Below are 12,081 nucleotides of genomic sequence, written 5' to 3' on the forward strand. Positions count from 1 at the left end.
GTCCGGGGGGAGGCACCGCCCGCTCCGCCGTCGTCCACGGACCGGCCGCGCCTTATCCGGACCGGTCACCTCCCGGTCACAGCACGGCCGTTGGCCGTCCGGGCCCGGACGGCGCTCGGGTACATTCGGCGCGGGGGACGGGGGCGACGACGCCACCGGGTGCGCCGTGCCCCCTGACATCGGGGGGCCGAGCATTGCAACTGGGGTGGCTGCAGACGTTCATCGCCGTCTACCACACCGGGTCGTTCACCAAGGCCGCGCGCGAACTGGGCATCACCCAGCCCGCGGTCACCCAGCAGATCCGGAGCCTGGAGGGCGTGCTGGGCCGCCCGCTCTTCCACCGCACGCCCAAGGGCGCGCTGCCCACCGTCGAGGGCGAGGCGCTGGCGCACGACGTCCGCGGCCCGCTCGCCGCCCTCGACACCGCCGTCCGGCGGCACTTCGGCGGCAGCCCCAGCAACCGGCCGCTGCGGCTGGGCGGGCCGGCCGAACTGATCTCCGCCCGGGTGATGCCCTGCCTCGGCGGGCTGATCACCTGCGGTCTGGACGTCCGGGTCAGCCTGGGGGAGGCGGCCGGGCTGCTGGAGAGCCTGCGGGCCGGACACCTGGACATCGTCGTCTCCACCATCCCGCCGCGCTCCCGCGGCGTGGACGCGGTGCCGCTGACGGACGAGGAGTTCGCGCTGGTCGCCTCGCCCGGGATCGCCGCCGGCCTGCTGCGCGGCGGGCTCACGATCGGGCAGCCGGAGCTGCTGGAGAAGGTCCCGATGATCGCCTACGCGGAGACCCTCCCGATCATCCGCCGCTACTGGCAGAGCGTCTTCGCCACCCGCCCGCCCGGCTCACCGGCCGTGGTGGTGCCCGACCTGCGCGCGGTGATCGCCGCCGTCGCCGCCTCGGCCGGCATCTCGGTGGTGCCCACCTACCTCTGCGAACGCGAACTCGGCGCCGGAACGGTCGTCCAGCTGCTCACCCCGGAACTGCCGCCGATCAACACCTTCTACCTGGCCACCCGGGCCGGCGCCCTCTCCGACGCCCGCCTCGCCCAACTCCACGCCCACCTCCTGACGGCCTCCCGCACCTGGACGTAGGACCTACCTGCGGATCCCCGCGCGCCTCGGGCGCCCGGTCGGGGCCGCCGTTGCCGACCGGGCGCGCGCCTCGGTGCCGGGCTCCCGGCCGCCGTCCCGAACACCGGGAACGGCGCCGGGGCGGCACTCGGTCGAGTGCCGCCCCGGTTTCGTGCGGGTGTCCGCCGGACGGGTCAGAAGGGGTAGTTGTAGACGGTGTAGGAGACGTCGGTCCGGCCGGCGTAGGCGTAGCTGAGCGCGAAGCGGTGGCTGCCGGGCCGGAAGATGCCGAAGGTGGTGCGGCCCTTGCCGAGCCAGTCGCCGACGACGGGGAGGTCGCCCTTCTCGCCGTAGGCGGCGGTGGAGACCGATCCGTCGTCGTGCCGGAGGATGAAGAGGTTGGCGTCGCCGGCGTTGCGGCCGGGGCGGAAGAGGCCGAACTGGGCGTGGCCCACGCCGTCCCAGTCACCGACGACCGGGATGTCGCCGGGGTCGCCGAAGCGCAGGGAGGTGACGCTGCCGTCGTTGTGGCGGACGGCCAGCAGGCTGTTGCGCGGACGGTAGATGGCGAGCTGGTCGGAGCGGCTGTTGCCGTCCCACTTGCCGGCCACCGGGATGTCACCGGCGTCGCCGAAGTTCACCGTCGAGACCGAGTTGTCGAGGTGCTGGAGCGCGAAGGTGGAGGTGCTGGGGCGGTAGATCGCCTGCTGGCACTGGCAGGTGCCGTCCCAGTTGCCGATCACCGGGACGTCGCCCGGGCTGCCGAACTGCCGGCTGGTGATCGCGTGGGCGTCGCTCGCCTCGCGGGCGTACAGCCAGCGGCCGTTGTCGAACAGCCCGTTCTGGGTGCTGCGGCCGTCACCGTAGAAGTAGCCGGTGAACGGGACACCCGCCTGCGGGCCCTGGACCTTCGCGGTCTGCGAGGAGCTCGCGGTGCGCCCGTGGTCGTCGGTGACCGTCTCGGTGATGGTGTAGACACCGGCCACGCCGTACGCGTGGGTGACGCCCGAGGGCGGGTTGGTGCCCTCGACGACCGTCGGCGCGGTGCCGTCGCCGAAGTCGTAGGTGTGGCGGACGATCGGCCAGGAGCCGAGGTTCTGTGCGGCGATCTCGATCCCGGCGCGGGACTTGTCGCCGTTGCCCCAGGTGAACCGCGACTGGAGGTCGGCGACCGGGGGGAGGGTGACCTTGCTGGTGGAGGAACGGACCGCGCCGCTCTCGCCGGTCCAGGTCATGGTCGCGGTGTAGGTGCCGGCGGCCGGGTAGTCGTGGTCCACGACCTTGTACCCGGGGGTGATCGCGATCGGCTCGCGGCCGTCGCCGAAGTCGAGCTTCGCGGTGCCCTGCTCCCAGCCGGTGGTGAAGGAGACGGTGAAGCGGATGTTCAGCGGGTGGCCGTCGAACGGGGCCCGCTCGCCGGTCGCGGAGAACGCCAGCGGGTCCAGGCCCTCGATGGCGCCGCGGTCCCGGAAGCCCGAGGGGGCGGTGTTCTCGTAGTGCGGGTGGTCGACCGGCGCGTCGCCGAAGAGGTCGGTGGACAGCATGCCGGGGGCGTCGGGGTCGGCCGCGTCCGTGATGCCCGTGGCGGCGGCCGGGTCGTAGGTCTCGCCGATCCGGCCGAACCCGGGGTCGGCGTTGTTGTCGTGGGCGCCCTGACCGGTGGCCCGGAAGTGGTCGGCCGTGTAGTAGCGGGTGCCGCCCCAGGAGTAGGAGTCGATGTTCAGCCGCGCGATGGAGTTGTAGTCGGCCTTGGTGTCCTTGACGGAACCGGCCGACACCACCAGCGGGGTCGCGGTCGAGGTCTCGCCGCCGCACCAGCCGTAGGGCACCTTGGCCAGGATGTTGTTCTCGATCACGGCGCCGGCGGAGGCGCCGGCGAGCTCCAGGTCGCTCAGGCAGTTGCGCGCGAAGGTGTTGCTCACCACGACGCTGCCGGGGGCGTCGGTGACCAGCACGCCCCGGCCCGCGCCGTTGGTGATCTGGTTGGTGGTGACGACGGCGCCGGTCACCCCGGCCTCGACCGCGACGCCCGCGACGGGGGCCCCGTAGATCCGGGTGCGGCTCACGGTGACGTCGGCGCTCGCCCCGGTGACCCGGATGCTCGGGGTCGCCGAGGGGTAGGCCCGGACGCCGTTCCGGACCGGGTTGCCGCCGTTCACGTCGTTGCGGTCCAGGACGATCCGCGAGGAGTCCTTGACGAGCACGGCCTCCTGCGGGGCCACGAGGTTGAGCCCCGTCACGGTGACGTCGTGGACGCCGTCGAGGAGGAAGGCGTGCGGGGCGGGGGTCGAGCCCGTGGCGCCCCACGCGTCGACGCTCGTGGTGGGCATCCGGTGGGGGAAGGTGCTCCGGAAGACGATCGGCTTGCCCGGCTCGCCGGAGCGCCGGACGGTGACCTGGCCCGTGAAGGACCGGCCGGCCGCGATGTCGACGGTCTGGCCGGGGCCGGCGACGTCGGCGGCGGCCTGGACGGTGCAGTACGGCTGGGCCTGGGTGCCGGCGCCGCTGTTCGAGCAGCCGGCGGCGCCGCCGTCCACGTAGAGCACCGCGGGCGCGGCCTGCGCGGTGAAGGGCAGCACGGTCCCGGCGACCGCCGAGCCGGCGATCGCGACGGCGAGGCCGACGCGACGGGATGTTGCCATCAGTGGTTCCCCCTGGGGTGACACGGTGAGAGGCGGGCGCGGTCCTGAGCGGCACGCCGACAGAAGCTCTTCGCGGACGGACCGAACGGAAGGGCGGCACAAGTATCCATGAGACCTTTACGCGGCCTCAACCAGGTATCCCGTTGTGGAACCAAATCGTCCGATTTGGCCGGCGGGATCCGGGCACCGGCCCTGGGCTGCGGCGTTCCCCGCCGGACGACCGGCCGCGAACGGCGCCGGGGCGGCGCTCCGGTGGAGTGCCGCCCCGGTGTTGCTCGTGCTGCCGGTCAGTTGTTGTAGACGGTGTAGGTGGTGTCGGGCCGGCCGGCGTAGGCGTTGCTGAGGGCGAAGCGGTGGGTGGTGGGGCGGAAGATGCCGTAGGTGGTGCGGCCGGTGCCGAGCCAGTCGCCGACGACGGGGAGGTCGCCCTTCTCGCCGTAGGCGGCGGTGGAGACGGTGCCGTCGTCGTGGCGGAGGATGAAGAGGTTGGGGTCGCCGGGGTTGCGGCCGGGGCGGAAGAGGCCGAACTGGGCGTGCTTGACGCCGTCCCAGTCGCCGACGATCGGAATGTCGCCGGGGTCGCCGAAGCGCAGGCTGGTGACGCTGCCGTCGTCGTGGCGGACGGCCAGCAGGCCGTTGCTCGGACGGTAGACCGCGAGCTGGTCGTTCCGGGTGCGGGGACCGTCCCAGGCTCCGACGACGGGGATGTCGCCGGGGTCGCCGAACCGCACGGTGGACACCGAGCCGTCGTTGTGGCGCAGGGCGAAGGTGGAGGTGCCGGGGCGGTAGATGCCGTGCTGGCACTGGCAGCTGTTGTCCCAGTTGCCGACGACGGGGAGGTCGCCGGGGTCGCCGAAGCTCCAGTTGGCGGACGGCGTGGAGTCCGACTTGTTGTAGGAGAGCGCCCAGCTGCCCTTGTCGAAGAGCCCGTTGTGGCTGGTCGGGCCCCCGAAGTAGCCGGTGAACGGCGTGCCGGGCTGCGGGCCGGCGACCCTCGCGCTCTGCGAGGTGGCGGCGGTGCGGCCGTGGTCGTCGGTGACGGTCTCGGTGATGGTGTAGGTGCCGCCGGTGCCGTACTCGTGGGTGAGCTGGTTCGGCGGGGCCGGACCGTCGGAGACCACGGGGGCGGTGCCGTCACCGAAGTCGAAGACGCGGCGGACGAGCGGCCACGGGCTGGTGTTCCGGGCGTTCACGACGATGCCGGCCCGGGACTTCTCACCGGCGGTCCAGGAGAACTGCGGCCGGAGGTCGGGCACCGGGGCGACGGTGACCGTGCTGGTGTCGGTGCGGACCAGTCCGTTCGCGCTGGTGCCGGTCAGCGTCGCGGTGTAGGTGCCGGCCGCCGGGTAGTCGTGGCTGGGGAAGGAGACCCCGGAGGGCACGGTGACGGGCCCGGTGCCGTCGCCGAAGTCCAGGACGGCGGTGCCCGACCAGCCGGCCCTGACCTCGGCCCAGACGGACGCGTTGAGCGGGTGGTCCTGCACCGGGGAGTGGCGGACGTTCAGGTCGACGTACAGCGGGTCCTGGGCCTCGACGGCGCCGCGGTCCCGGAAGCCCGAGGGGGCGGTGTTCGGGAGCGGGTGGTCGGCCGGGCCCCGGCCGTAGAGGTCGGTGTCCAGCATGCCGGGGGCCGACGGGTCGGCCGCGTCCGTCACGCCCGCGGTGCCGGACGGCTCGTAGTCCATGATCTGGTTGAACTGCGGGCCGGCGTCGTTGTCGTGCGCGCCCTGGCCGGTGGCCGCCAGGAACTCCGCGGCGGTGGCGTAGGTGGTGCCGGCCCAGGAGTAGGGCAGCCCGATCGAGCGCAGCACGGTGTTGTGGTCGGCCTTGGTGCCCCGGACGGATCCGGCCGACACCACCATCGTGTTCGCCGTGGGGTGGGTGCCCGGGCAGTGCCCGGCGGGCCACTTGTAGAGGATGTTGTTCTCGACCACGGCCCCGGTGGAGTTCCCGGCGAGTTCGAGGTCGGTCAGGCAGTTGCGCGCGACGGTGTTGCTCACCACGACGGTGCCGGGGGCGTCGGTGGCGATCACGCCGCGGCCGGTGCCCTCGGCGATCAGGTTGGTGGTGACGACGGTGCCGGTCACCCCGGCCTCGATCGCGACACCCGTGACGGACGGTTCGAGGATCCGGTTGCGGCTGATCGTGACGTCCGCGCTGGTCCCGGTGAGCCGGACCGTCGGGGTCGCCGAGGGGTAGGCCCGGACGCCGCCCCGGACCGGGTCGCCGCCGTACACCTCGTTGTGGTCCAGGACGATCCGCGAGGAGTCCTTGACGAGCACGACCTCCTGCGGGGCGCCGAGGTTGAGGCCGCTGACGGTGACGTCGTGGACGCCGTCGAGCACGAAGGCGTGCGGAGCCGGGACGGTGCCCGCCTCCCAGGAGTCGGTCCCCGCGAACGCGGTCTGGGTGTCGGTGAGGTCGGCGCCCCGGAAGACGATCGGTTTGCCGGGTTCCCCGGAACGCTTCACGGTGACCTGGCCGATGAGCCGGGCGTAGGGCGAGATCTGGACGGTCTGGCCGGGCCCGGCGACGTCGGCGGCGGCCTGGAGGGTGCAGAACGGCCGGGCCGGGGTGCCGCCGCCGGCGTCCGAGCAGTTCGCGTTCTGGGCGTTGTTCACGTACAGCACGGCGGGTGCGGCGTGCGCGGTGAACGGCAGGACGGTTCCGGCGATCGCGGAACCGGCGATCGCGACGGCCAGGCCGACGCGACGGGATGTTGCCATGGGCGGATTTCCCCCTGATGTGACACAGCGTGAGGTCGGCGGCGTCCCGACGGCACGCCGACAGAAGCCCTTCGAACAACGGTCGGGATCTCGGGCGGCACAAGTATCCACGAGCCCTTCGTACCGCCTCAACCGGGTATCCCGCTGGTGGGAGCGGCGTTGGGTGGGCGCGCCGGGTGCGGCTGCGGACCGTGGCGGAGCGGTGACCGACGGGGTGTCAGGAGCGGGCGGACGCGGCTGCGGGGGTGGCGCCCGGAAGGGTGGGGAACACGTTCCGCGGTCGGCCGGCGAGGGGGGCCGGGAGCCGGCACCCGGGGAAGCGGCGCCGGGGCGGCGCCCGGTCGGGCGCCGCCCCGGGGTGTGCGTGCCGGGAATCAGCCGTTGAAGACGGTGTAGACGTAGTCCGCGACGCCCGGGTGGTTGGCGTTGCTGAGGGCGAAGCGGTGGGTGGTGGGGCGGTAGATGCCGAAGGAGGTGCGGCCGCTGCCGAGCCAGTCGCCGACGACGGGGAGGTCGCCCTTCTCGCCGTAGGCGGCGGTGGAGACGCTGCCGTCGTCGTGGCGGAGGATGAAGAGGTTGGGGTCGCCGGGGTTGCGGCCGGGGCGGAAGAGGCCGAACTGGGCGTGGCCCACGCCGTCCCAGTCACCGACCACGGGCAGGTCGCCGGGGTCGCCGAAGCGCAGGCTGGTGACGCTGCCGTCGTCGTGACGGACGGCCAGCAGGCCGCTGCCCGGCCGGTAGACGGCGAGCTGGTCGGAGCGGCCGTCGCCGTCCCACTTGCCGACGGCCGGCAGATCACCGGGGTCACCGAACGGCACCGCCGAGACGGAGCCGTCACGGCGCTGCAGGGCGAAGGTGGAGGTGCTCGGCCGGTAGATCCCCAGCTGGCACTGGCAGGTGTTGTCCCAGTTGCCGACCACGGGGAGGTCGCCCGCGCTGCCGAAGCCCCGGGTGCTGGTCGGGAAGTTCTGGGTGTCGGAGTTTCTGTAGGAGAACAGCCAGGTGCCCTTGTCGAACAGCCCGTTGTAGCTGATGCCGGGCCCCCAGGGGCTGGTGAACGGCACCCCCGTCGCCGGGCCGCGGACCCAGGTGGGCTGGGAGACGCGCGCGGTGCGGCCGTGGTCGTCGGTCACCGTGGTGGTGATGGTGTAGGAGCCGCCGACGCCGTACTCGTGGGTGATGCCGGTGGGCCGGTCGGGGCCGTCGAAGACCTGGGGTGCGGTGCCGTCACCGAAGTCGACGACGTGCCGGACGACCGGCCAGGGGCTGTAGGTGTCGGCCGTCACCGAGATCTGCGCGCGGTACCGGTCGCCGGCGCTCCGCAGCAGGTCCGTCCTGAGCTCCCGGACCGGGGCGACGGTGACCTGGCTGGTGGAAGTGCGGGTCGGACTGCCCGCGCTGGTCCCGGTCAGTGTGGCGGTGTAGGTGCCGGCGGCGGGGTAGTCGTGGTCGACGAACCGGCCGCCGGGGGTGACCGGTACGGGCGTGCTGCCGTCCCCGAAGTCCAGCGTCGCGCCCCCGGCCGACCAGCCGGCCACGTACTCGACCGAGAACCGGGCGTTGAGCGGGTGGTCCGCCAGGATCTCGGGGCCGCCGCTCAACTGGACGAGCAGCGAGTCCTGGAGCTCGATGGCGCCGCGGTCCCGCACCCCGGACGGGGCGGTGTCGGCGATGCCGGGGTGGTCGGCGGGCGCCAGACCGAAGAGGTCGCTGTCCAGCATGCCGGGCACGGTCGGGTCGGCCGCGTCCGTGATGCCCTCGGCGGCGAGCGCGGTGTCGTCGGGGACCGCGGAACGGACGGCCAGTGTGAGACCGGTGGCGTTGTCGTGCGCGCCCTGGCCGGTGGCGCGGAAGGCCTCGGGGTTCGCGTAGGAGGTGCCGCCCCAGGAGTAGCCGGGCGAGGTCAGCGGTACGACGGTGTTGTGGTCGGCCGTGGTGCCCTGTGTGGAGCCGGCCGACACCACCAGGGGGGTGGCCGTGGAGGGTCCGCTGCCGCAGGCCGGGGCCGGACGCTTGGTCAGGATGTTGTTCGCGACGACCGCGCCCGCGGAGTTCCCGGCGAGCTCCAGGTCGGTCCCGCAGTTGTGCGCGAAGGTGTTGCTCACCACGACGGTGCCGGGGGCGTCGGTGACCAGCACGCCCCGGGCGGCCCCGAGCCAGCCGGGGCCGCGGGTGATCAGGTTGGTGGTGACGACCGCGCCGGTCGCTCCCGACTCGATCGCGATGCCGGCGACGGGCGGTGCGTAGATCCGGTTGCGGCTCACCGTGACGTCCGCGCTCGCCCCGGTGATCCGGAGGCTGGGGGTCGTGTTCGGGAACCCGGTGGCGCCGGCGCGGGTCGGGTCGCCGCCGTTCACGTAGAGGCGGTCCAGGACGATCCGGGAGGAGTCCTTGACGAGCACGCTCTCCTGCGGGGAGATCACGAACAGGCCGGTGAGGGTGACGTCGTGGACGCCGTCGAGCAGGAAGGCGTGCGGCAGCGAGGCCGCGCCCAGGCCCGAGGAGCCCACGGCCGTGGTCGGTGACCCGTGGCCGAAGTCGCCCCTGAAGACGATCGGCTTGCCCGGCAGGCCGGAGCGCCTGACGGTGACCTGGCCGGGGAAGTAGTGGTTCGCCTCGATGTCGACTGTCTGGCCGGGCTCGGCGGCGTCGGCGGCGGCCTGGACGGTGCAGAACGGCCGGGCCTTGGTACCGGTGCCCTGGTCGGAGCAGCCGGAGGCACTGTCGACGTACAGCACGGCGGGTTCGGCCCGGGCGGTGAACGGCAGCACGGTCGTGGCGACCGTGGCACCGGCTATCGCGACGGCGAGGCCGAAGCGACGGGATCTTGGCATGGATGCGTTCCCTCTGGGTCACAGGGTGTGAGGTCGGCGCGGGCGCGACCGGCGCACCGACAGAAGCCCTTCGCAGACTGACTGATCGGCGGGGCGGCACAAGTATCCAGGAGCCCTTCACGCCGTCTCAACCGGGTATCCCGGTCGGTTCGGCGGCCGGGTCGTGGTGATCAGTAGTTGTAGATGGTGTAGGTGGTGTCGGGCCGGCCGGCGTAGGCGTTGCTGAGGGCGAAGCGGTGGGTGGTGGGGCGGAAGATGCCGTAGGTGGTGCGACCCTTGGCGAGCCAGTCGCCGACGACGGGCAGGTCGCCCTTCTCGCCGTAGGCGGCGGTGGAGACGGAGCCGTCGTCGTGGCGGAGGATGAAGAGGTTGGCGTCACCGGCGTTGCGGCCAGGGCGGAAGAGGCCGAACTGGGCGTGCTTGACGCCGTCCCAGTCGCCGACGATCGGAATGTCGCCGGGGTCGCCGAAGCGCAGGGAGGTGACGCTGCCGTCGTCGTGACGGACGGCCAGCAGGCCGTTGCTCGGACGGTAGACCGCGAGCTGGTCGTTCCACGCGCGGGGACCGTCCCAGGCTCCGACGACGGGGATGTCGCCGGGGTCGCCGAACCGCACGGCGGAGACGGAACCGTCACGGTGCTGCAGGGCGAACGTGGAGGTGCTGGGGCGGTAGATGCTGCGCTGGCACTGGCAGGTGTTGTCCCAGTTGCCCACCACCGGGAGGTCACCCGTGTCGCCGAAGCTCCAGGCGGTGGACGGCGTGGAGTCCGTCTTGTTGTAGGAGAGTTCCCAGCGGCCGTTGTCGAAGAGCCCGTTGTGGCTGGTCGGGCCCCCGAAGTAGCCGGTGAACGGTGTACCCGCCTGCGGACCGCGGACGGTCGCGGTCTGCGAGGAGCTCGCGGTGCGGCCGTGGTCGTCGGTGACCGTGGTGGTGATGGTGTAGGTGCCGCCGGTGCCGTACTCGTGGGTCACGCCGGTCGGCGCGGTGGGGCCGTCGGCGACCGCGGGCGCGGAGCCGTCACCGAAGTCGATCACGTGCCGGGTGATCGGCCAGGGGCTGAAGCTCTGGACGTCGACCGTGATCCCGGCGCGGGACCGGTCCGTACCGCCCCACCAGAACTGGGTCCGGAGCTCCTGGGCCGGGGTGATGGTGACCTGACTGGTGGAGGTGCGGACCGCGCCGGTGCGGCTGGTGGCGGTGAGCGTGGCGGTGTAGGTGCCGGCGGCGGGGTAGTCGTGGTCGACGGCCTGGCCGCTCCCGGGCGGGACCGGGACGGGCGCGGTGCCGTCGCCGAAGTCCAGCGTGCCGGAGCCCGGTGCCCAGCCGGCGTAGTAGTCGACCCAGAACCGGGCGTTGAGCGGGTGGTTCCCCTGGGAGTACGGGAGACCGCGCAGGTAGGCGCCCAGGGTGTCCTGGAGCTCGATCGCGCCGCGGTCCCGGTAGCCGGAGGGACCGGTGTCGGCGATGTCCGGGTGGTCGGCCGGCGGGTTGCCGTAGAGGTCGGTGTCCAGCGTGCCGGGCACGGTCGGGTCGGCCGCGTCGGTGATGCCGGCGGTGGCGCGCGGGGAGTCCACCTCGCTGAAACCGGGGCCCGCGGCGTTGTCGTGCGCGCCCTGGCCGGTGGCCCGGAAGGCCTCGGGCGTGGCGTAGGAGGTGCCGCCCCAGGAGTAGGACGCCGGGCCGGGGGAGACGACGGTGTTGTCGTCGGCCCCGGTGCCCGGGACGGAGGCGGCCGACACCACCAGGGGGGTCGCCACTGCGGACGCGCCGCTGCACCGGCCGGCCGGGTCCTTGGCCAGCACGTTGTTCCTGATCACGGCTCCCGCGGAGGTCCCGGCGAGCTCCACGTCGGCGCCGCAGTTCCAGGCGACGGTGTTGCTCGTCACCACCGTGCCGGGGGCGTCGGTGACGAGCACGCCCCGGCCCTTGCCATGGGCGATCAGGTTGGTGGTGACGACGGCGCCGGTCACCCCGGCCTCGACCGCGACGCCGGTGACGGGCGGTGAGGAGACCTGGCTGCGGCTGACGGTGGCGTCGGTGCTCGCCCCGGTGATCCGCAGGCTCGCGCTGGCGTCCGGATAGGCGCGGACACCGTTGTAGACCGGGTCGCCACCGGCGATCACCGTGCGGTCGATGACGATCCGGGCGGAGTCCTTGACGAGTACGGCCTCCTGCGGGGCTTCGAGCTGAAGGCCGGACACGGTGACGTCGTGGACGCCGTCGAGGAGGAAGGCGTGCGGAGCGGGAGTCTCGCCCTGGGCCCAGGCTCGGGTCCCCACGATCGTGCTCGGCGAACGGTAGTTGATGTCGCTCCGGAAGACGATCGGCTTGCCCGGCAGGCCGGAGCGGCGCACGGTGACCTGGCCGGTGTAGTACCGGTTCGCCGCCAGCTGGACGGTCTGGCCGGGTTCGACGATGTCGGCGGCGGCCTGGACGGTGCAGAACGGCTGGGCCTGGGTGCCGGGGCCGGTGTCCGAGCAGTTGCCGTAGCGGGTGTTGTCGACGTACAGCACGGTGGGTGCGGCCTGGGCGGTGAACGGCAGGACGGCGGTGGCGGCCGTGGCGCCGGCTATCGCGGCGGCGAGGCCGACGCGACGGGATCTTGGCATTGGGCGGTTCCCCCTGGGGTGATGCGGTGACGCGGTGTGAGGTCGGCGCGGGCGCGACCGGCGCACCGACAGAAGCCCTTCGTGGACGGTTCGGTCCGCAGGGCGGCACAAGTATCCACGAGTCCTTCACCTCCGTTCAACGGGGTATCCCGTGCGCGAACGACACCGGGGCGGCGCCCGACCGGGCGCCGCCCCGGTGT

5 protein-coding genes are annotated in these 12,081 nt (G+C 73.1%); 1 reads left to right on the plus strand and 4 read right to left on the minus strand.

Annotated features, from left to right (window positions below; genetic code table 11):
- Nucleotides 1-194 precede the first annotated feature (194 nt).
- Complete coding sequence (locus ACFCX4_RS28265) at nucleotides 195-1,091, plus strand: LysR family transcriptional regulator (RefSeq protein ID WP_376148207.1); 897 nt, start codon at nucleotides 195-197, stop codon at nucleotides 1,089-1,091.
- Nucleotides 1,092-1,264: 173 nt separating this feature from the next.
- On the opposite strand, the gene ACFCX4_RS28270 is transcribed toward ACFCX4_RS28265, so the two are convergent.
- The 4 genes from ACFCX4_RS28270 to ACFCX4_RS28285 form a co-directional block, all read right to left on the minus strand.
- A complete protein-coding gene (locus tag ACFCX4_RS28270) occupies nucleotides 1,265-3,712 on the minus strand; it encodes a PKD domain-containing protein (RefSeq protein ID WP_376148210.1) in 2,448 nt (815 codons plus the stop codon).
- 287 nt (nucleotides 3,713-3,999) lie between these two features.
- Nucleotides 4,000-6,438 carry a PKD domain-containing protein gene (locus ACFCX4_RS28275; RefSeq protein ID WP_376148213.1) on the minus strand — a complete coding sequence of 813 codons (2,439 nt, stop codon included), beginning with the start codon at nucleotides 6,436-6,438 and terminating at the stop codon, nucleotides 4,000-4,002.
- Between the two features lie 374 nt (nucleotides 6,439-6,812).
- Nucleotides 6,813-9,272 carry a PKD domain-containing protein gene (locus ACFCX4_RS28280; protein WP_376148216.1) on the minus strand — a complete coding sequence of 820 codons (2,460 nt, stop codon included), beginning with the start codon at nucleotides 9,270-9,272 and terminating at the stop codon, nucleotides 6,813-6,815.
- A gap of 170 nt (nucleotides 9,273-9,442) precedes the next feature.
- On the minus strand, nucleotides 9,443-11,881 hold the full coding sequence (locus tag ACFCX4_RS28285; protein WP_376148219.1) for a PKD domain-containing protein: 2,439 nt from the start codon (nucleotides 11,879-11,881) through the stop codon (nucleotides 9,443-9,445).
- Nucleotides 11,882-12,081 lie beyond the last annotated feature (200 nt).

This window comes from Kitasatospora sp. NPDC056327 (genome assembly GCF_042261735.1).
Lineage (GTDB): Bacteria > Actinomycetota > Actinomycetes > Streptomycetales > Streptomycetaceae > Kitasatospora.